This window comes from Ponticaulis koreensis DSM 19734 (genome assembly GCF_000420665.1).
Lineage (GTDB): Bacteria > Pseudomonadota > Alphaproteobacteria > Caulobacterales > Hyphomonadaceae > Ponticaulis > Ponticaulis koreensis.
Map to the genome: position 1 here is coordinate 369,706 of NZ_ATVJ01000003.1, position 20,593 is coordinate 390,298.

Annotated in this window: 22 protein-coding genes; 9 read left to right on the plus strand and 13 right to left on the minus strand. The window is 55.6% G+C overall.

Going from position 1 to position 20,593, the window contains the following annotated elements; all coding sequences use genetic code 11:
* The first annotated feature begins 4 nt into the window (after nt 1-4).
* On the plus strand, nt 5-367 hold the full coding sequence (locus G523_RS0116835) for a DUF779 domain-containing protein (RefSeq protein WP_022696240.1): 363 nt from the start codon (nt 5-7) through the stop codon (nt 365-367).
* On the opposite strand, the gene G523_RS0116840 is transcribed toward G523_RS0116835, so the two are convergent.
* The 7 genes from G523_RS0116840 to G523_RS0116875 form a co-directional block, all read right to left on the minus strand.
* Nucleotides 364-1,893: an AMP-binding protein gene (locus tag G523_RS0116840; RefSeq protein WP_022696241.1), complete on the minus strand. Its 1,530-nt coding sequence runs from the start codon at nt 1,891-1,893 to the stop codon at nt 364-366. The two genes, G523_RS0116835 and G523_RS0116840, sit on opposite strands and share 4 nt — an antisense overlap.
* A gap of 84 nt (nt 1,894-1,977) precedes the next feature.
* Nucleotides 1,978-2,916 (minus strand): acyl-ACP thioesterase, encoded by a 939-nt coding sequence (locus G523_RS0116845; RefSeq protein WP_022696242.1) that lies wholly within the window; start codon nt 2,914-2,916, stop codon nt 1,978-1,980.
* Between the two features lie 116 nt (nt 2,917-3,032).
* Entirely contained in the window at nt 3,033-4,055 is a 1,023-nt protein-coding gene (locus G523_RS0116850) for a Gfo/Idh/MocA family protein (RefSeq protein WP_022696243.1), read from the minus strand.
* An 11-nt stretch (nt 4,056-4,066) separates the two neighbouring features.
* Nucleotides 4,067-4,534 (minus strand): transcriptional repressor, encoded by a 468-nt coding sequence (locus tag G523_RS0116855; RefSeq protein ID WP_022696244.1) that lies wholly within the window; start codon nt 4,532-4,534, stop codon nt 4,067-4,069.
* 99 nt (nt 4,535-4,633) lie between these two features.
* Nucleotides 4,634-4,909, minus strand: coding sequence for a YqaE/Pmp3 family membrane protein (locus G523_RS20550; protein ID WP_051134882.1), 276 nt, complete (start codon nt 4,907-4,909; stop codon nt 4,634-4,636).
* 139 nt (nt 4,910-5,048) lie between these two features.
* On the minus strand, nt 5,049-5,225 hold the full coding sequence (locus G523_RS21080) for a hypothetical protein (RefSeq protein WP_022696246.1): 177 nt from the start codon (nt 5,223-5,225) through the stop codon (nt 5,049-5,051).
* A 222-nt stretch (nt 5,226-5,447) separates the two neighbouring features.
* A complete protein-coding gene (locus G523_RS0116875; RefSeq protein ID WP_022696248.1) occupies nt 5,448-6,305 on the minus strand; it encodes an AAA family ATPase in 858 nt (285 codons plus the stop codon).
* Nucleotides 6,306-6,473: 168 nt separating this feature from the next.
* Here G523_RS0116875 and G523_RS0116880 point away from each other — a divergent pair, with 168 nt between their 5' ends.
* The 4 genes from G523_RS0116880 (at nt 6,474) to G523_RS0116895 (ending at nt 11,974) form a co-directional block, all read left to right on the plus strand.
* Nucleotides 6,474-8,360 carry an outer membrane protein assembly factor BamB family protein gene (locus G523_RS0116880; RefSeq protein WP_022696249.1) on the plus strand — a complete coding sequence of 629 codons (1,887 nt, stop codon included), beginning with the start codon at nt 6,474-6,476 and terminating at the stop codon, nt 8,358-8,360.
* A gap of 72 nt (nt 8,361-8,432) precedes the next feature.
* Nucleotides 8,433-8,759, plus strand: a complete 327-nt coding sequence (locus tag G523_RS19850) for a hypothetical protein (protein WP_155802874.1) — start codon at nt 8,433-8,435, stop codon at nt 8,757-8,759.
* A gap of 104 nt (nt 8,760-8,863) precedes the next feature.
* Entirely contained in the window at nt 8,864-10,813 is a 1,950-nt protein-coding gene (locus G523_RS0116890) for a S9 family peptidase (RefSeq protein WP_022696251.1), read from the plus strand.
* Between the two features lie 177 nt (nt 10,814-10,990).
* Nucleotides 10,991-11,974 (plus strand): malate dehydrogenase, encoded by a 984-nt coding sequence (locus G523_RS0116895; RefSeq protein ID WP_022696252.1) that lies wholly within the window; start codon nt 10,991-10,993, stop codon nt 11,972-11,974.
* 54 nt (nt 11,975-12,028) lie between these two features.
* Here G523_RS0116895 and G523_RS0116900 read toward each other — a convergent pair whose 3' ends face one another.
* A complete protein-coding gene (locus G523_RS0116900; RefSeq protein WP_022696253.1) occupies nt 12,029-12,616 on the minus strand; it encodes a PilZ domain-containing protein in 588 nt (195 codons plus the stop codon).
* A gap of 119 nt (nt 12,617-12,735) precedes the next feature.
* Between G523_RS0116900 and G523_RS0116905 the strand changes: the two genes are divergently transcribed.
* Nucleotides 12,736-14,346: a choline dehydrogenase gene (locus G523_RS0116905; protein WP_022696254.1), complete on the plus strand. Its 1,611-nt coding sequence runs from the start codon at nt 12,736-12,738 to the stop codon at nt 14,344-14,346.
* Nucleotides 14,347-14,368: 22 nt separating this feature from the next.
* On the opposite strand, the gene G523_RS0116910 is transcribed toward G523_RS0116905, so the two are convergent.
* Entirely contained in the window at nt 14,369-14,911 is a 543-nt protein-coding gene (locus tag G523_RS0116910; RefSeq protein WP_022696255.1) for a PAS domain-containing protein, read from the minus strand.
* A gap of 178 nt (nt 14,912-15,089) precedes the next feature.
* Between G523_RS0116910 and G523_RS20555 the strand changes: the two genes are divergently transcribed.
* Nucleotides 15,090-15,989 carry a hypothetical protein gene (locus G523_RS20555; protein ID WP_022696256.1) on the plus strand — a complete coding sequence of 300 codons (900 nt, stop codon included), beginning with the start codon at nt 15,090-15,092 and terminating at the stop codon, nt 15,987-15,989.
* A 170-nt stretch (nt 15,990-16,159) separates the two neighbouring features.
* Here G523_RS20555 and hfaD read toward each other — a convergent pair whose 3' ends face one another.
* The 3 genes from hfaD to hfaA are packed head-to-tail and all read right to left on the minus strand — an operon-like array spanning nt 16,160 to nt 18,916.
* Nucleotides 16,160-17,440: a holdfast anchor protein HfaD gene (gene hfaD / locus G523_RS0116920; RefSeq protein ID WP_022696257.1), complete on the minus strand. Its 1,281-nt coding sequence runs from the start codon at nt 17,438-17,440 to the stop codon at nt 16,160-16,162.
* Nucleotides 17,441-17,493: 53 nt separating this feature from the next.
* Complete coding sequence (gene hfaB / locus G523_RS0116925) at nt 17,494-18,498, minus strand: holdfast anchoring protein HfaB (RefSeq protein WP_022696258.1); 1,005 nt, start codon at nt 18,496-18,498, stop codon at nt 17,494-17,496.
* Nucleotides 18,491-18,916, minus strand: coding sequence for a holdfast anchoring protein HfaA (gene hfaA / locus G523_RS19860; RefSeq protein ID WP_022696259.1), 426 nt, complete (start codon nt 18,914-18,916; stop codon nt 18,491-18,493). Before hfaA ends, hfaB begins: the two co-directional genes overlap by 8 nt.
* A 311-nt stretch (nt 18,917-19,227) precedes the next feature.
* On the opposite strand from hfaA, the gene G523_RS0116935 reads away from it, so the two are divergent.
* Together G523_RS0116935 and G523_RS0116940 are read left to right on the plus strand one after the other, a co-directional pair.
* Nucleotides 19,228-19,473 carry a YdcH family protein gene (locus G523_RS0116935; protein WP_022696260.1) on the plus strand — a complete coding sequence of 82 codons (246 nt, stop codon included), beginning with the start codon at nt 19,228-19,230 and terminating at the stop codon, nt 19,471-19,473.
* A 169-nt stretch (nt 19,474-19,642) separates the two neighbouring features.
* Nucleotides 19,643-20,074, plus strand: a complete 432-nt coding sequence (locus G523_RS0116940; protein ID WP_027441855.1) for a CBS domain-containing protein — start codon at nt 19,643-19,645, stop codon at nt 20,072-20,074.
* A 160-nt stretch (nt 20,075-20,234) separates the two neighbouring features.
* Here the strand turns inward: G523_RS0116940 and G523_RS21255 are convergent.
* On the minus strand, nt 20,235-20,593 hold a 359-nt coding region (locus tag G523_RS21255; protein ID WP_233347321.1), incomplete at its 5' end, for a hypothetical protein.

The window sequence follows — 20,593 nt, forward strand, 5'->3', positions numbered from 1 at the left end:
GAGAATGACTGACCAGCCAAACCGCGTAAGCGCAACCGATGCGGCCAAGGCCTTTATCACCGAGATCAAAGCAGATCATCCGGAGATTCTCTTCCATCAGTCAGGCGGATGTTGTGATGGGTCCAGCCCGATGTGCTATCCGGCGGATGATTTCAAAGTCGGCGAGAGCGACGTGAAGCTTGGCGAGATTGATGGTGTGCCCGTCTATATTTCAGCCTCGCAGTTTGAGGCGTGGAAGCACACCCAGCTGATTTTGGATGTGGTGCCGGGACGCGGCGGTATGTTCAGCCTCGACAATGGGCGCGAGAAGCGCTTCCTCACCCGATCCCGTGTGTTCACGAATGAGGAAATGGCGTCCTTGGGTTAGACTTTCCGGCCTGCTTCTTCCCAATACGGCGCGCGCAGCTTTGCCTTGAAAATCTTGCCGCTATCCTGACGCGGCAGTTCATCGTGAACATCCAGCTTGCGTGGGATTTTGAACTTCGCAAGACGCGGTTCCAGCCAGACTTTTACATCCTGAAGTGTGACGGACTTATCGGGCTGGCAGGTGACCGCAGCGACAATAGATTCGCCGAACTCCGGATCAGGCGCACCGAACACCGCGCAGTCTGCGATTTCAGGCATCAGAATCAGCTCGGCTTCGATCTCCGCAGGGAAGATGTTGGCGCCACCGGAAATGATCATGTCTTTCTTCCGGTCGGAGATGAAAATGTATCCGTCCTCGTCGACGTATCCCATATCGCCAACGGTTGAGAGATTGCCCTGACGCTGGCCGTCCAGATTGCCATCCTGATTCGTGTATTCGAAATCACCATAGGTTGGGAGATGGATATAGAGCGTGCCGACTTCGCCCGTCGGGACCTCGTTGAAGTCATCATCCAGCACTTTCACCGTGCCGCCCGGCAGGATTTTTCCCACAGAGCCGGGCTTGGCTTTGGCTTCATCAGAGCTGATCAGGGTCATGAAACCGATCTCGCTCGCGCCATAGGATTCGTTGAGGATCGGTCCGAACCAGTCGATCATCTCGTTCTTCACCTCAATTGGCCACGGCGAGCCTGTAGAAATGGTGAAGCGGAGCGAGCTGACATCGTATTTCTCGCGTACCTCTTTCGGCAATTTCAGAAGCCTTATGCACATGGTCGGCACGATATAGGCGTGGGTGATGCCGAATTTTTCAACCGTCTGGAGAAAGCCTTCCGGATCAAATTTCGGATCGACAAAGATATCAACGTCACCCGCGGCAAGACAGAAACTGGAGAGCGTGTTCGGCGCGCTGTGATAGAGCGGGGCAGAAACGTAGAACCGGTCGCCATCCTGCGCGCCCATCAGGTTTCGACAGAGGCCGAGAAAGGCATCCCACCTATCCGGCCCGTCTTCATTGAAGGCGCGCTTAATGCCTTTCGGGCGTCCGGTAGACCCCGAGGTATAGGCGAACATGCCGCGCAGCTTCTGGGCTTCGCCTTCATACTGATCGGTCGATGCCAGCAGTTTGGTGAGGCTGATCGTACCGGTGGGCGCACGGTTATCGACGCCATAAGACAGCTGGATGCATTCCGGCACGGGAAAGGCGATGACCGGCAGGTCTGTGCTCAATTCAGACATGACCGGCCGCAAAAGATCGGAATGGCCGTAGAGGATTTTGGATTGCGAATCCTCGACGATGTATTTCACTTCCTTGGGCGCGGCATGCCAGTTGATCAGCGCAAAGCGAACGCCAACAAGCCGGCACGCTTCCATCAACGCGAACATCATCGTGTCATTGCGAAGGAGCAGCGCGACAGAATCATTCGGTCCGACGCCCCGCGAAACCATATCGGCTGCAATGCGACGGGCGTTTGCCAGATGCTCGGACTGCGTTGTCCGTACACCTGCCAGATAGAGATCTCCGGCCAATTATTCCTCCCAGAATGATGTTTTCAAAGAGCATGCTTTGAAGGCGGGGGAGGCGTCAATGATGACCGAGGGTGAAGGGGGCGATTAGATTGAGAGGCCTCGCACGGCTCGCTCTTCCAGCAGAGCCATATGCTCCGGATTAGCCTGGATCACCTTGCGCGTGTCCAGATCAAAGGTCACAGCGACGGCTTCTGATGTACACCACGCCTTGCCGGTGCGCGGGTCCATAATCCAGTGAACGAGACTGTGCACCTTTGGCATGACTTTACCGAGGCCGGTGCGGACTTCGACAATATCGCCAGCTTTCGGCCATGATCGGTATTTCAGGCGGTATTCAAGAACAGCAGCGCCAGAGCGGACCTTTTCGCCCTTTGCCTCTGCGGCTTTGGCGACTTCATCGCGCCATGCCGCCATAAGGTTTGGAACAGAATCAGAAACGCGCCCGATAAAGTGTTCCGGCATCATGCGGCCATGTGAGTCGCAATGCTGGATCTGTACCGCACCGCGCCCGATCACCGGCACCCCCAGCTTTTCAGGGAGCGCGGCGACGGCTTCAGCGTCTGGCAGGCATGGGCCATTAGGATCAAGTGAGCGTGGCGCTGTATGGTCTGGCGGCGTTATACGCAGCTTTTCAAAGGCGGCGAGCGTTTCATCCTTCCAGGCAAAGCCGCGAAGTGTTTTCGATTCGACATGGCGAACCCGGGTGCGAAAAGCTGCTGCGGTATCACCTGAAACAGCGTGAATAAGCTCTTGATACAGAACGACTTCTGTCTCGGTCACATCAAGAACGCCGCCCACCATATAGATAGGGCGCCCCGGATGAACTTCCTTCATGAAGCGAATGTGCTGGTCTACTGGTACGAGCGTGGAGGAGTTCTCAGGCGTGAACGCATTCGGCAAGCCAATCGCATGGGCGAGAATTTGGAGGCCTTCAGTCTGCTTGTTCACATAGAACCGTACGTTCATGTGCCCCATCTCATCGCATTCCCATGTGTTGGTGATGCCTCGATAGAGCTCGATCATGTTGGTTCCCTCTTATTGTTTTCAGCTTTGATGCTGATTGCTCGGACAACTGTAGATGGGGTGATGTGATTTGCCTACAGCTCGCGTCGCGGCAGGTGCCGAATTTATTTGAGCCCTTAGCGGGTGGTAGCGCTTTCCCGCGCGAGGTCGATCAGCCGGGCTGTGACGACGGCCTGATCCGGTAGAACGGGTAGGGGAGAACCGGAGCGCAAAGCTTCTGCAAGCGTTTCGTAGAATGTCAGCCAGTTTCCAGTCTCGATCGCAAGGTCTTCACCGGCGCCATCAGGCATGAGCAGCTTTCCGGAGAGGTGACCTTCCGGCCGACCAAAGGCGGGATCATTAGCTGGAATATTGTCCCGAAGTTGCGGCTCCTGCGTATCAAAGCCTTCCATCGTCAGGCTGGCCTTGGTTCCATCAAGGCGGATTTCGCGCGACGGTCCTGCCGCAAGCGAGGAGGAAGAGAGCTGCACGCGCAGTCTATCCGGATAACCGAAATTGATCAGAAAGCTGTCGTCCACTGCATCGGGCGCATTGCTACGTGCAGACCAGATATCGGCCTCGATCCAGTCTGGTGTACCGAATAGCGTCACGGCTTGATCAATGAGATGCGCGCCCAGATCAATGAATACGCCGGAACCAAGCCCCGGCTGTTCGCGCCAGCGGTCGCGAATTTCGTTGCGATGGCGGTGCCATGCGGACACGAGGCGCACCGGCTTGCCGATCTCGTTATTATCAATCGCGCGTTTCAGAGTGAGGAAGTCTGCATCCCATCGGCGGTTCTGAAAAACCGTGAGCGGTGTGCCCGTCGTTGCAGATAGCTCCGCCAGTGCTTCGACTTCCTCCGTTGTAACGCCAAGAGGCTTGTCGACCAGTACTGGAATACCCGCTTCGAGTGCCTGGCGGGTCTGGTTGGCGTGCAGATGTGAGGGCGTTGCGATGACGAGCAGTTCCGGGTTCGTGGCGATCAGTTCGTCAAACGATGTTACCGCAACTGCGTCAGGCCAGACTTCAGCGACTTCGCTCGTTCGGCTCGTCTGGACGTGGCACACATCGAAGCCGGCCGCTTTAAGGAGCGGCGAATGAAGTATGCGACCGGCAAGGCCAAACCCTGCCAGTGCTGTACGGATGTGGGATGTCATTCAGTCGTGGATCAGGCCGCGGCCGCGCAATTCGCGCATTTGCCGTGTACTTCCATCACGCTGGATGTGCGATCAAACCCTGCAGCCTGCACTTCTTCGTCCAGTGCGGCGTGGGTTTTATCGGCATGCAGCTCTGAGATCGCTTTGCAGTTATCGCAGATCAGGAAAACCGCCATATGTTTGTGGCCCCAATGGCCGCACGCAACATAGGCGTTCAGGCTCTCAATCTTGTGGGCGAGACCCATTTCCAGAAGGAATTCAAGCGCGCGGTAAACCGTCGGCGGCTTGGCTGCACCTTCGCCGTCGAGGCGTTGAAGCAGATCATAGGCTTTTGCCGGTTCGCGGTGTTCCAGCATGAGACTGAGAACCTTGCGACGGATCTTTGTCAGACGCGCGCCGCGTGCTTCGCATACGGCTTCTGCTTCATTCAGAGCTTCATCGACATCAGTCGGAGCGCAATCAAGATGTGAGTCGGTCATAGGTCTTTTTCGCAGGAATGGCGCATTTCGCCAAGTCCTAACCCGCGGGGTGCGAATACGAAGAAGCGCCCGTGACATACGGGCGCTGAGTGGTCGCTGTTAGCGTCGATCCATAACCAGCCAGACTGCGTGCACCTGCGCTGGCAGATAGAACAGAATGGTGAGCAGCAGGTTCAGCCAGAAGTGACCACGAAAACCGGTCACGAGGAATGCTGCGAGCGGTGGAATGAGAATAGCCAGGACGATCAGAAGGATGCGGCTTGCGACGCCATCTTCTGCTCTGTCATCGCCGTAATCGCGGAAGGCGTGGCGACGACGATCATAACGGCGCTCATAGTCGTATGAGTCATAACCATCATTATATCGGACGTTCATTGTATTGCCTTTCAAACAAGTCTTATTGAAAAACAATATAACTGATTATTCAGAATACGCAAGATGATTTATCGAAAAACATTAAACGGGCCGTCTGTGAGGACGACCCGTCATATTTGTTCAGAGCTAAAAAGTCCGGCTATTCGCGAACTTCGATGCCGTCTTCATTCACCGAAATGGAGAAGTCTGCATCGTCAGACGGCGTGCCTTCAAGGCCGCCGAAATAATAGACACCGAATGCGGCGACGACTGCGACGAGCGCGCCAACGATGAAGTAAATTGCGCCATTACCGCTATTGGAGTTGTTATTAGCCATTTCCGTCTCCTGTAATCAGAACGCGTTTTTGCGATGAGGAAATAACGGAAGTGTAGCTACACGGTTCCAAAATACCGTGTTTCAGCGCCCGCTAGCCGGCGCTGAAGAAATAAACATTGAGATGCCAGGCGAGGACGCAGGCGAGATAAATCGAGAAGAAAATGGCGAAGAGTGCCGCCAGATCATCGACGAATTTTTTTGTCACCTGCTGCTCCTTTCAGATCAGCCCTCAGGGCCGCGGCGTTCGCGGCGGGAAAGAAATGCCAGACGTTCGAAGAGTTGAACGTCGGCTTCGTTCTTGAGGAGCGCGCCGTGAAGTGGCGGCGTCAGCTTGTCCGGGTTCTGCTCTTTCAGCGTATCCAGATCCACATCTTCATTCATAAGAAGCTTCAGCCAGTCGAGCAGTTCGGAGGTAGACGGCTTCTTCTTCATACCCGGAAGGTCGCGCATGGAGTAGAACGTCTGCAGCGCGTCTTTGACGAGCTTCTGCTTGATACCCGGATAGTGGACTTCGACGATGTCGCGCATCGTCTGGTCGTCAGGGAATTTGATATAGTGGAAGAAGCAGCGGCGCAGGAACGCGTCTGGAAGCTCTTTCTCGTTGTTTGAGGTGATGATGATGATCGGGCGCTGTTTCGCTTTGATCGTCTTGTCGAGCTCGTAACAATAGAACTCCATGCGATCGAGCTCTTGCAGGAGGTCGTTCGGGAATTCGATGTCAGCTTTGTCGATCTCGTCTACGAGCAGAACCGGGCGCTTTTCAGCTTCAAACGCTTCCCAGAGCTTGCCCTTCTTAATGTAGTTGGAGATGTCGGTCGCGCGCTCATCGCCCATCTGGCCATCACGCAGACGCGATACGGCGTCATACTCATAAAGTCCCTGATGCGCTTTTGTGGTGGACTTTACGTGCCATTCGATCAGCTCTGTGCCGAGCGCTTTGGCGACTTCAATCGCGAGAACGGTTTTACCTGTGCCCGGCTCACCTTTGATCAGAAGAGGGCGCTCCAGCATGATCGCAGCATTGACTGCGACCTGCAGGTCGTCTGTCGCCACATAGTTATCTGATCCTTCAAAACGCATAAAACCTCTCCCGCGGGTCGAACTGATTATTGGCGCTAACACTAGTTCATGCCGCGCATGTTGCAAGCGCTAACCACGCGTCACGCCGCGGAAGAATTTGCAATGGCGAAAACTCGTGATAGCTCAGTATCACAATATGTATCGCCGCGGAGCGATCAGGGAGGAAAAATGAAACATCTCTTCAAAGGGCTCACCGCCCTCAGCCTGTGCTGCATTGCGCCTGCCTCTTTTGCTCAAAGCGAAGGTGATGCGCCGCATCCGGGCGCGGCTGTCTATGAAGAGTATTGCGCCGCCTGCCATGACAATAGTGAAGTGACGCGCGCACCGAGCATGGATGCTCTGAATCAGTTCGACCGGACGCAGGTTCGCGCTGCGCTCGTGTCCGGCATTATGAGTGCGCAGGGCGGGATGCTTTCCTCCGCCGAACTGGAAGCGGTTGCTGATTATCTCGGGCGTGCCGGTCCGGTGGAGACGAACTGGACTGAGGCCATGATGTGTGAGGCAGATCGCGCGGCGCCATCCCTCGGTGCGACCCCGACGGTCACGACATTCGGTTTTGACCTCAATAATTCACGCCAGCTCAGCTATGAGCAGGCCGGTCTTGAGGCTGAAGATTTTGAAAATCTGGAACTGGCCTGGGCAGTGGGCTTCCCGGGTGCTGTATCCATGCGCTCTCAGGCGGCTGTCGTCGGTACGTCTATTTTCCTGCCCGTGGGTGAGAGCGATCAGCGCCTGTTCGCCTTTGATATCGGTGGCGAAGAGCCGTGCATTGAGTGGATTTACGATACGGATATGACGCTCCGCTCCAGCGCAGCTTATGGGATGCTGCCGGATGGAACCGAGGCTGTGTTCGTTGGAGACCGTGCGGGCGATGTCCACATGCTGAAGGCCGAGACGGGCGAGCTTGTCTGGAAAGCGCCAGCCGGACTATTCGGTGGCTCAATGATCACCGGTACGCCGGTTCTCTTCGAAGACCGTGTATTTGTGCCGATCTCACAGGCGGAGATCATGCAAGGCGCGAACAATGCTCATCTGTGCTGCACGACCCATGGCGGCGTGGTCGCGCTGGATGCAATGTCAGGCGAACGCATCTGGGAAATGCACACAATGCCGAACGCAGAACCTGTGCGGGATCGCGGCGATGGCCAGATGCTGCTCGGCCCATCCGGCGCGCCGATCTGGAATTCGCCTTCGATCGATCCGGAGCGTCGCCAGCTTTATGTTGGTACGGGTGAGGCGACATCCCCGCCGGCGCATCCTAATACAGATGCGCTGATCGCGGTCGATATTGATACAGGTGACATCAACTGGTCCTATCAGGCGACGGCGAACGATATCTTCCTTGTGGGCTGCCGAAGCGAGGAACAACTCAACTGCGTTCCACGCACAGAAACGGTTTTCCGTGACGTAGACTTTGGCGCATCGACCATTCTGGCAACGACGCCGTCAGGCCGTGAGCTTCTGATTGGCGGCCAGAAGTCCGGAACGGTCTGGGCGCTTGATCCCGCGTCCGGAGAGGTGGTCTGGCGCCGTGATATTGGTACGGGTGGGCCAAGCGGCGGTATCCATTGGGGCATCGCGGCCGACGAAACCCACGTTTACGCGCCAATCTCTTTCCCCGGCCGTGACCTGCCGGATCAGACAGTTCCAGATGATATCAAGCCGGGAATTTACGCCGTGAACCTCGAAACCGGTGAGATTGACTGGGCCTTCCATGTCGAAGCGACATGTACAGAAGATGATCGGGTGTTCACGCCGCGCTGTGCCATGGCGTATGGCCTGTCCGGTGCACCGTCTGTCATTGGTGATTATGTCGTGACGGGTGGTCTGGATGGCATTCTATATGTGCTGAACCGCGAAACCGGAGAGTTAGTCTGGCAGTACCGGACGGCCCGCGAGTTCGAGACGGTGAACGGAGTCGATGCGCATGGTGCGGCTATTGATAATGCCTCCATCATCGCAACCAACGGGCTCCTCATTATGAATTCGGGCTATGGCCTGTTCGGGGCAGGGGCAGGCAATGTAATGCTCGCTTTCCGTCCAAAGTCCGACTGATATACCCGAGGCAATCTGCGCCAGTGAGGGCTGGCGCAGAGCATGGTATTGTGGTCGCTGAAAGGTGAGCTCATGCCTAAGCTCGTAAAATTCCTGATCTTCCACGCCTTGCTCGGATTCATCATCGCGCTTGCAGTCGTGCTTGTGATTTTCGCGCTGGATGTTGCGAGCCTTCGGACGCTGATCATGTCATCCGACGTGAAATGGATGGCGGCGTTTGCGCTCATCTTCCTGATGACGATCACCATCGCTTCGGTCACCATGGGTGTTGCCGTGATGCGGCTGCCTTATGATGATGACGATGATGATTTGCCGGGCGGGGGCCTGCGCCAGCATGATATTGGCGGAATGATCCTCGGACACCACATTCTTCAACCTGCAAAAATCCGGGGCTCATAGCAGCTCTGCCCGAGATCCAGGCTCTGCGTCTCTTTCTTTCAAACAGGGTTTGCCATGGCGAAATTGCCAGCATAGCCTCCTCCGCAGGGAAATGGAGAAGGTAGATGACTTTCAAAACAGCGCTCGCAAGCGTGAGCATTCTGGGGCTATTGGCGGCGTGCGGGCCAACAACGACCGAACCCACAACTGACACAAGTGCAGCTGAAGCGGTGGAAACCGCAGCAACCTCTCTGCCGGAATATGATGCCGCGGCATTCTTTGACACTGTTTCGCTTGGCAGCACGTCTTCAAGCGGTTTTGCATTTTCGCCTGACGGCTCAAAAGTTCTGATCAGCTCTGACGAGACGGGCATCTACAATGCCTACACAATCGACATCGAAACAGGTGAGCAGGTCGCGCTGACTGATAGCACGGTCGATTCCATCTATGTCGACTCGTTCTTCCCGAATGACGAACGCATTCTATACAACGCAGATAATGGCGGCGATGAGCTGAACCATGTCTTCGTTCGCGAGCTCGATGGCACAGTCACGGATCTGACGCCGACCGAGAACACTAAAGCCGGCTTTATGGGCTGGAGCGATGACGGAAGCACATTCTATGTCATCACGAATGAGCGTGATCCGCGCTTCTTCGACGTCTACGTCTATAGCGCTGCAGATTACTCACGCGAAATGATCCTCGAGAACAATGATGGCTACAGCCCGGCCGACGTGTCCTCTGATGGCGCCTACATTGCGCTGGGGCGCGAGCGGACGGCAGCTGATTCCGATGTCTTCCTGCATGAAGTTGCCACCGGCGAAATGACGCTGGTGACCGAGCATGAGGGCAATATTGCCTATGGTGTGTATGGCTTTACGCCGGATAATTCTGGGTTGGTCTATGCGACGAACGAATTCGGTGAGTTCAACCAGGCCTGGGATTACGACATCGAGTCAGGCGAGAAAACCGAACTCGTCAGTGCCGACTGGGATGTCTCTTATGTGAGCTTCTCGCCGTCAGGTGATTATCGCGTGCATGGCGTGAATGCTGATGGCCGCACTGAGGTGGAAATCACGGCAATCGGTGATGCCGACTTCCCGGGCCTCGATATTCCGCAAGGCCAGATTGGCGGCATTCGTTTCAATCAGGATGAGACGAAAATCGCCTTCATGTTGAGCCGTGACACGTCTCCGAACAATCTCATGGTTGTCGATCTTGAGACTGGTGAAGCAGAGCAACTGACCAACACGCTGAACCCTGCCATTGACGAGGAAGTTCTCGTAGACGCACAGATCGTGCGCTATCCGAGCTTTGACGGTCTGGAAATTCCAAGCATTCTCTATGTGCCGCATGGCGCATCAGCGGAAAATCCCGTTCCGGCACTCGTTTGGGTGCATGGGGGGCCGGGCGGTCAGACACGCGCAGGCTATTCTGCGACCATCCAGCACCTGGTGAACCATGGCTATGCCGTTCTGGGCGCGAATAATCGCGGCTCATCCGGTTATGGCAAAACCTTCTATCACATGGATGACCGTCGCCATGGTGAAGTCGATCTTCAGGACATCGTCTATGGCGAGCGCTGGCTTGCTGAACAAGACTGGGTGAACCCGGATCAGATCGGCATTATTGGCGGCTCTTACGGCGGCTATATGGTCGGCGCGGCACTCGCGTTCGAACCTGATGTCTTCAAAGTCGGCGTGAACATTTTTGGTGTCATGAACTGGGTGCGCACACTGGAAAGCATTCCGCCGTGGTGGGAGAGCTTCCGTGAGGCGCTCTATGACGAGATGGGTGATCCTGCGACCGACGGCGAACGCCACCGCGCAATTTCTCCGCTCTTCCATGCGGAGAATATTCAGGTACCGCTTCTGGTGGTGCAGGGCGCAAACGATCCGCGCGTTCTGCAAGTGGAAAGCGACGAGATTGTTGAAGCCGTCCGCGAGAACGGCGTTCCGGTGGAATACGTGATCTTCCCGGATGAGGGGCATGGCTTCTCGAAACGGGAAAACCGGATCACAGCATCGGAAGCTTTTGTGAGTTTCCTCGACACCTATCTGGTCGGCGAAGAGTAAATCCGAAGAGCCCCGTCAGTCACTGGCGGGGCTTTTTCTTCCATATTCCTTCAACTTTTGTCGTGTCTGAGGTGAATTTTCGCGCGCGCGCTCGTGAGGACTATCGACTCTTTCAATTCAGGCTTATAAGCCCGTCGCACAGAACGTTTCCACAGAATGAGCCAGAGAGGATATCTCATGAAAGAACCAGTTCGCGTCGCGATTACAGGTGCAGCGGGCCAGATCGGCTACGCGCTTCTTTTCCGTATTGCTTCAGGTGCAATGCTTGGCCCGGACCAGCCGGTTATCCTTCAGCTCCTCGAGATCACGCCAGCACTCGGCGCGCTCGAAGGCGTTTGCATGGAGCTGAACGACTGCGCATTCCCAACACTCGCGGGCATCGTTCCAACTGACGATCCAAACGTTGCTTTCAAAGACGCTGACTACGCTCTGCTCGTTGGCGCTATGCCACGTAAAGCAGGCATGGAGCGTAAAGACCTGCTCGAAGCAAACGGCGGTATCTTTGGCCCACAAGGTAAAGCCCTCAACGATCATGCTAGCCGTGACGTGAAGGTTCTCGTCGTTGGAAACCCTGCGAACACAAACGCGCTGATCGCTCAGCAGAACGCACCAGACCTCGACCCGGGCTGCTTCCACGCTATGGTTCGCCTCGACCACAACCGTGCAATGAGCCAGCTGGCTGAGAAGACCGGTACGCACAACACAGATATCAAAAACATGATCATCTGGGGTAACCACTCTTCTACGCAGTATCCAGACATCCACCACTGCACAGTCAAAGGCGACGCTGCGAAGCCGATGGTTGACGATGCATGGTACACAGACACGTTCATTCCGGACGTTCAGCAGCGTGGTGCGGCGATCATTAAAGCACGCGGCGCGTCTTCCGCTGCGTCTGCGGCATCTGCTGCAATCGACCACATGCGTGACTGGGCTCTCGGCACACCAGACGGCGAGTGGGTGTCTATGGCTGTTCCTTCCGATGGTTCTTACGGCATCGAGCCAGGCGTCATCTACGGCTATCCTTGCACATGCAAAGACGGCAAATACGAAATCGTTCAGGGCCTCGAAATCAACGAGTTCTCCCGTGCGAAAATGGACGCAACAGAAGCTGAGCTCCGTGAAGAGCGTGCAGCTGTTGAAGGCCTGTTCGGCAAATAAGCTGTCCGGAAACGGATTTGAAAAGGCGGGCTTCGGCTCGCCTTTTTTGTTGCGCTAAAGCGTGAACTCGACGGCAAACCCGCCGTCCAGCCAGCGCGCGACGGTTCCTTTGCGGATACCGCAGGTGATGTTTTCACCAACAAACGGGCGTTCATTCGTCGTCTTTACAGCGACGCCGGTAAGCGACATGTCGACGACATTGCAGGAAAGCGTGCGGCCGTCTTCGCAGGTGACCGTGAGATCGCCGGACGCGGCGACGCGCTCGGCCATGCGCTCTTCTTCCAGACCGAGGCGGTCTTTATTGATCAGCCAGGTCAGCTGATCGGCCATCCGGTCCCGCTTCGCATCTGATACGGCAAAGGCGAACGCGACATTGTCGCCGCTGACGCGTGCGATTTGACCATCAAACCGACCGAGATGTTTGAAGTAGCAGACGAGCGGGTCACCATGGCGCAGACGGGTTTCCGTCTGAAAGTGAACGCCGCTCGTCGAGAGGTTCACCGTCATGCCGTGACCCTCGACATCCGAGGCCGTCATGAACTTAACCGGTATGCGAAGTTTCACGCGGACATTCAGGCGGCGATCGCGCTTTCGTACCGTCACGGCAGAGCCGGGCGGAGAGAGGATTATGTTCTGCGTCATGCCGTTAGGTAACCCTTCCCGCCAAGGTTAAAAAAAGATGACTCCCGCGTCAGTTTAGCTTGCTGGTCCTAAGAAATGCCTTACCATCGCGAAAAATATTATGAGGGAGAGAGACGCAGATGGCTCAGTCAAATGCGGGATATGACTATATCATCGTGGGCGCAGGCAGCGCCGGTTGCACCCTGGCAGGGCGGCTTACCGAAGACCCGAATATCCGGGTCGCGCTGATCGAAGCGGGTAAAAAAGACGATTCTCTGCTGGTCCGAATGCCAGCGGGTGTTGGCAATCTGATCGGCGACCAGAACGACTATAACTGGGGCTTCTGGACCGCGCCGCAAAAGCATCTGAATAATCGTAAGCTATGGTGGCCGCGCGGCAAAGGCTGGGGCGGATCATCCTCGATTAACGGGATGATCTATATTCGCGGCCATGCCGGTGACTATGATCAATGGCGTCAGATGGGGCTGAATGGCTGGGGCTATGATGATGTCCTGCCATACTTCAAAAAGTCCGAGACGCTGGATAAGGGCGCAGATGAGTTCCATGGCGGTGAGGGGCCGCTTCAGGTCTCGACCAGCGCTGCGAGCGAGCCGCTCTATGAAGCCTTTATCGAAGCGGGAAAGGCGTCCGGTTATCCCTACACGCCTGACTTTAACGGTGCACAGCAGGAAGGTGTTGGACCATATCAGCTGACTATTCATGATGGCGAACGCTGGAGCGCGAGTTTTGCGTATCTACGTCCGGCTCTGGAGCGTCCAAACCTGACAGTTATTTCCACAGGTCGCGTCACGAAAGTACTGGTCGAGAACGGAAAGGCGGTCGGCGTCGAGTATGTGGCAGGCAAGCGCGGTGTGCCGGAACAGGTCTATGCGGACGCGGAGGTTCTGGTCTGTGCCGGTGCGGTACAGTCTCCGCAGATTCTCCAACTCTCAGGTCTAGGCAAGGCTAACGATCTGCGCGCGCAAGGTATCGACGTGAAGGCTGATTTGCCGGGTGTCGGCGCGAACCTGCAGGATCACCTCGACATCTCTATGGTCTATAAATGCTCGCAGAAGATCACCGCGTACAGCAAGCAGTCTGGCATTAAAAAGCTGTTTGTCGGTCTCAACTATCTGCTCCGCAAACAGGGGCCGGGCCGCGATAACTTCCTGCAGGCCGGCGGCTTCCTTAAATCCCGCGAAGGGTTGGACCGTCCGGACATCCAGCTGCACTTTGTGAACGCGGCGATGATCGATCACGGTAAGGGCGACGCAGACTATGATGGCTTCACCATCCATGCCTGCCAGCTGCGTCCGGAAAGCCGTGGCACAGTCGGACTGACTTCGGCTGATCCGTTCGCGGACCCGCTGATTGATGCAAACTATCTGGATAGTCAGGAAGACATGCGCGTCATGCGCGAGTCTGTGAAGATGAGCCGCGAGATCGCCTATCAGGCTGCGTTTGACGAGTATCGCGCGTCGGAAGTTCTGCCTGCCAAAGCGCCGGAATCAGATGCCGATATTGATGACTTCATTCGCGCAAATGCCGAGACGATCTATCATCCGGTCGGCACTGTCCGCATGGGGGCTGACGATGCGGCGCCTCTGGATGATCAGCTGCGTGTTCGCGGCGTTGACGGGCTTCGCGTGGTCGATGCGTCTGTCATGCCGACGCTGATTGGTGGCAATACAAACGCGCCAACCATCATGATCGCAGAAAAAACGGCCGACCTGTTAAAGGCCGGCCGGTAGTGTCCCCCGCATAAGTGAGCGTCTACTCGTTGCTTGCAACGAGGCGGAGCTGAGGTTCTTCCCGCGGGGCTTCCGGCGGGAAGATAGCGCCAACACTGTGGCGCCAGATTGGACGGCCGGCGAGAAGACCTTCGCCGCCAAGCATCTGATAGAGGCCAAGAATACGGTCTGCGTTCGTGGTTGGTGAACGAAGCGGAGCCAATGCAACTTCGATCTCAACAACCTGACCTGAAAGGGTTTCGGCGCGGCCACGTATGATGCCTGGCGCTGAGCCGTAGCGAACAGCATCCAACTGCGCACCAACCAGAGACATGTCGCGCCCACGCCAGAGCTTCAGGAAGTCATGATCCAGAAGTTCGCGGCCGATGACATTGTGAATGTCTTTGCCGGCATTGGCGAACGTCCAGATGCCATCTTCTGAGTGACGCAGAACGAAAAGGCTGCCGAGAAGATTCGGAAAGTCTTCGATTTTTGGATCAGATGTGGTCTGGTCCGCATTCGAGGATAGGCGTCGCCACGCATTGATGATTGCACGCGTGTGAGGATGAGCTGCCCGATCTAGCATTATGTGTGTCTCTTTGGCTTCGAGTTCATGATTTCTGATCTGGAAAGGCAAAGTCTGGGCCAACCCGTAAACGGTTTATCCATGGGTGATGGGTATAAAAACGGTGCAAGCTTCGCGTCGTGGGGGAAGAAAGCACGATTTTTGTGCCTTTCCAGACGACTTTTCAGGGAGACGCCGCATGCATGTATCATGGCGACACACATTGGCGACGGGTAGTGCGCTCGCAGCTCTGACGCTGGCAACACCAGCTTTTGCGCAGAGTGATTGTTGCACGCCTCCGCCAGACTGCTGTAATGGCGGATCGCACAACATCACGCCGCCGGGCATTTCGATTCCGAGCCCGAACATTGTTTATACGCCGGGTGCTGCACGCACGGGAACAGAGTATGTTTATGAGGGCTCAAGCAGCTACTCTCAGAGCGGCTATGTTTCAAATCGCGACTCCCGCACGACCTTCTACGCCAACGGTAGCTACATTCCGATGGCGGATCCAATTCCGCAAACGACGCTTAGCCTGAATGTTGCCGGGTCCCAGCAAGTCGTTGAAACTGTTGAAGAGCAGATCGCCGTCGAAGAAGAGATCTGTGCACCGCGCGTGATCTTCGAAATGGCGACGGCTGCGATTCAGGCGACGTGTATTGATGCTACGGGGACGCCGCATCCGGCATCACGCGTTGACGATACTGAACTTGTGCCATCCGAGTACACTGGTGAACTTTATCGCTGCATGGCCGGTACGAGCATGCAGGTCATGATCGGCGAAGTTATTGACGGACAGGCAAGCTTCCAGCACGCGTCCGGATTTAGCTGCGCGCCTGGCGAAGCGCTCCTGCACAGCCCGCTTGAAGGTCTGATGTGCGCGCCACAGATCCCGCAACGTAATTGCAATGAGCGTTCACTACTTCGTCGCTACGGGCCTGGTATTAAAGTGGTTCAGACACGCGTGCAGCGTGAGATTTGTGAGCCTCAGATCCAGACACGTTACGAGACGGTCGAACGCGAAGTTCTGGTGCAGCGCCCACTACCACAGACGTCTATCACACTCGACGGTGGTGTCGGCCAGTATCTCGGCGAATAATGCCCGCAACGCACAATGTAGATTTCAGGAAAGCCTTCGGTCTCAGACCGGAGGCTTTTTGTATGTGTTTTGTGACCTTCAGAGACAGGGCAAAGGAAAACGCCCCGAACCAATGGTCCGGAGCGTTTCTTCACCCAACGCCTCAACGGGCGCTTTTTTATGATTAGAGATTACTGGTTTGCAGCAGTCGACTGATAGGTCGACGAGTTGCCTATGGCATTCGCTGCGCCTGACGCATAACCGCCAAGGCCCGAATTCACGGTGCCGCTGGCGATGATGTTACCGTCATTACGCTGCTGCGTGCTGCCATAAAGTGTCGTGTCAGGTCCGCAAGTCCGGCAAAGAGCTGCTGTTGCTGCGTTACCGATTGCGGTTGCGCTTGCATAGCCAACACTGCCGTCCGGCGAAACACCGCCGTTGAAGCTGGCTGTCGCAGAGACCTGGCCCTGATTGTTCTGAACGGCATAAAGGCCGGTATCAGACCCGATATTTGAAATCAGCGCAGAGTTCCCAACACCATAAGAGGTAGAGCCAGATGGGCCTGTCCAGTTGGTGAGCGTGACGGCTGAGTCAGCGTCGACTGCGGCACCATTGTACTGGAATACTTCCGAGCCATCGCGGCCGAGCGTTGCAAAGCCCCACTCATTGTCGATTTCGGTGCTGTTGCCAGCGGCGCTCGCTGAAGCGGCAACATTGTTTGCATACGCCACAGTCGCGTCAGCCTGAGCTGAAACCGATGTGCCGTCAGCCATCGTCTGGACTGCGCCGGTATAGCTTGTCGTCGTTCTGCCAGTCGCAAGATGTGAGTTACCCGTCGCAACTGAACCGAGCGCGGCGAAATCTGTTACCGTATCGAATGTGCCGGTTGTCGTGGCGGACACGTTTGCATTGCCGGTTTGGGTCTGGAATCCGCGGTTCTCACCATTCACATTGTGATTCTGGGAAACGTTCGCGGCAGCGGTCGTATTCGCTGAGACGCCATCAACGACCAGAAGGTTTGTCGTGGAATCGGCGCTTACGTCATTATTACTGGTCTGCGTGATGTAGTGAAACGTCGAACCGTTAGAGGTCGAGGTCGTCGCAGAATTACCGTAGGCGGTTGTTTCGCTGCTCGCGCCATTTCCGCCGCCATAGACCGAGCCGCCCGTGAGGGAGGTAGACGCTGAAACGGTGCCGTTCTGTTGCTGGACGCCATCGAAATCAATGTCGTTGTCGATAGATTCGGCTGTCGAGATATTGCCGGTCGCAATCGCAGAAGCAGAGGCATTCGGCTCTGTGTCTGCAATGACGACATTCATATTGGCGAAGACGTTGCCAAGAATGACCTGATCAACAACCACGACATCCGCGCCAGGCGCTGGATCGGGAAATACTTCCTGTGCGAATGCCGGCGCTGAGGCGAGGGCGATCAGCGCTGTGCCTGTGAGAAGTCTGGTCGTGATTTGGCGCATATTGTGCGCTCCTTCAGGTGTTTCTAGTCAGAGCCCGTAAAGCCTGCGGCCGCCTACTGGCGACCACGAAGTGCTGTGCGCAGGGCACGGTCACGGTTTTCGTTCCAGCGCGCATCGTCGTCACGCGTCGAAGCGTTGTTCGTGCCAATACTTGGTGGAACCAGCGTGAAGCCGCCGGATTCGCCTGTCGTTGTGACCATGTCGCCGCCGATGCAAGCATCAGGACCCGGAATGCCGTAGAGCGTCGCGGTCATTTCAACAACGGCACGTTCAACAACAGAGCGGATTGCCAGCTGGATTGGCTCCTGGGCACGCTCGCCGAGACCGACGTCAAACACGTTACCGTTCAGGAAGTCGAACACGCCCGCAGAGATTTCACGGCCGATGATCTGTTTCTGATAAGAGATCACATCAACAACCTCGAGAGACTGTGTGTCGACGAGGCGAAGATCGAGGCCGACATTAATCACAAACATGCGGTTCGTGAATGTGCCGTTCAGGTCTTCAATATCCTGATCGCCTGCATAAGCTTCGAGGCCGAAGGAGCGGATATTATAGTTCATCTCGGTGATACCGCCGACGAGATAATAGTCAGAACCCGGAATAGAGCCTGCGTGGATCTCGCGGAAGTTAGCACCATCATCGCTGATGAGGCGGTTGTTTGTATATGTGAGCTCGAGTTCGGATACAGACGTATCAAAACGCTCGACAAGGCTGACGCCAGCTTTCGCGAAAGCGGAGATCGCCATGAGAGACGCGCCCTGTGTTACGCGGCGGCCGCCTTCAAGGTCGGCTTTGCCTGTGTAGTCGAGGATGCGGCCAACTGCGACGCGCGGGGCGCGCAGATTGTTGACCGCTGCATAGTTTGCAAGGCAGTTCAGCGCCGTGGAATATGGTGTCGGGTTGGTCGTGACCGGGGCGTTGCCAATCGGCGCAGTATAGTTACCGCGCGGTCCTGCAACCGGGCTGACACAGCCGGCAAGCGCTAGAGCACCGACCGTAGCGAGAGCGACGAACTTGGTGGCGTTACGCTTCTGCGATTTCACAAAGTTATTCATTGTTAGCCTGCTCTCCGTTCAGAATAGCGGTCTGGTTACCATTATTGATTTGAGTGCTGTCGATAATGATCGTGTTGTTATTGCCGTTCGTGATGACGTTCAGCTGGTTACCGATAGCCATGTTGTAGCCCAGCATGCCGGAACCGGAGGTGGCGCCCCATGGCGTGTTCATACCGGCGCCCAGTGTTGAGTATGTGCTCGAATTGATGATGCGTCCGTCGATGACGAGCCGGTTTCCGGCTGAATCGCGAGTGGTCGGATCGTAAGGCGTTTCAGCCAGACCCAGCCCCATGCCATATGGCACTTCAAACTGACCGGAGAACTGTGCTGCCTGTCCATGTGCAGCGGACGTCATGCCGAAGCCTGTCGCAACAATTGCGACCATGCCAGCAGAGAGTGTCTTTGCGCTGTACTTCATACTTAATCCCCATTCGCGGGGGGAGGCGTAGTGCAGAGGAATCTGCAGCCCGCAAGCCACCCCGTCTCGACGTGCGATAATCCTGTTCAATATCGCTTCTACGGGGAAAAGACGGATTTTAAGTTAAGATACGTGTGAAACTGTGTTTCGAAGCATCAGTTATCGTTAAGAATTTTCGAGGGTGTTTCATTGCGGGACGCATCCCGCCGATGCTGAACCTGACTGACTCATTATGCGGCCTGCGCGTTTTTGACCAATGGTGCGGCCCAATAAACTCCCAATATTTATAAGGATAATTAAGGGAGCTTTTCATGAGCCATACACCACACGAACTGACTGAAGAATTTCCTGAGGCTGCAGACCTGATCCATAAACTCAAAACCAGTGATGCTCACTTTGCAAAACTGGCCGATGCGTATCATGATATCAATCGCGATATTCACCGGGCTGAAACGAAGGTGGAGCCAGTGAGCGATCTTGCAGAAGAAGACATGAGAAAGCAGCGCATGAAGCTGAAAGACGAGATCGCAAAAATGCTGCGCGAGGCTGCGGCTTAGGTCTCGCCAAAAGCGGCTCTGCTTATGCTCTATATATAGAGTAAAAAATAACGGCGCGCGGGAGTGTGATTTAATGCACGATTCCCGCGTGGCTTGCCTGAAAACACGTTTAGGCGCACTCTCCTTACTGTAGGGCCCGTCAGAGGCCGTCAGGGAAGGAGACTTGGATATGAAACTTTTCAACATTCTCAACGACAAAGGGCGCGATATTGTTGCGCTCGATCCGCGCATGGATTTGCAGGAAGCTGCGCGCATTCTCGATTCCAAGAGAATCGGTGCCGCTGTTGCCGTGAATGCATCAGGTAAACTCGTCGGTATGTTGTCCGAACGGGATATTGTAAGGCTTATCGCTGAGAAGGGCGCTGATGCACTTCAGCTGACCGTCGCCGATGTGATGACTCGCAATGTCATCACAGCAAGCCCGGATACATCTATTGAAGATGGCCTGGAGCGAATGACCGACCGCAGGATTCGCCACCTTCCGGTTATGGAGGGCGACAAGCTCGTCGGAATCGTTTCGATCGGAGACCTCGTGAAACAGAAGATTTCCGTGGCTGAAGCCGAGGCTGAAGCGATGAAGCAGTATATTGTCGCCGGCTGATTATTCAGATTGCGGGCAGGGCGTTTTATGTCCGGCCCGCAAAACCTCCGCTATCAGGGCTTATCCACACGACCTCCACAGCTGTGGAAAAGAAAACGCATTTCCATGTAAAAAAAGCGCTTGCCGAGTCAGAAGTACGAGGCTTATAAGCGCCCCTTCTTCAGTCAACGACGCGAACGCGCCGGTCACTTATTGAGGCCGACACGGGAGTTTCTTTGTCACTTTCGCTGGGTAAACGGACTAACCGTTCTTCTGGTAAAAAGAGAAAAAGATGGTTGACTGTGGAGATTGGGGAGAGTATCAACGATCCTCTTCTCCAGTCGAAGCGCTCTCGGGTGCGAAACAAAACAAACGTTTCGCTCTGAGTGTTTTTGACGCCTGATTTTGAGGTTTTCTGCTCCGCAGAAAAAATTGAAAAAGGCTTCAAAAGAGTGGTTGACTGGATGGAATGAGGGGCATATATCCCGCTCCTCGCCGAGACGAACTGGCCAGCTGGTTGGTTGAGTTTCGGAAGGACGC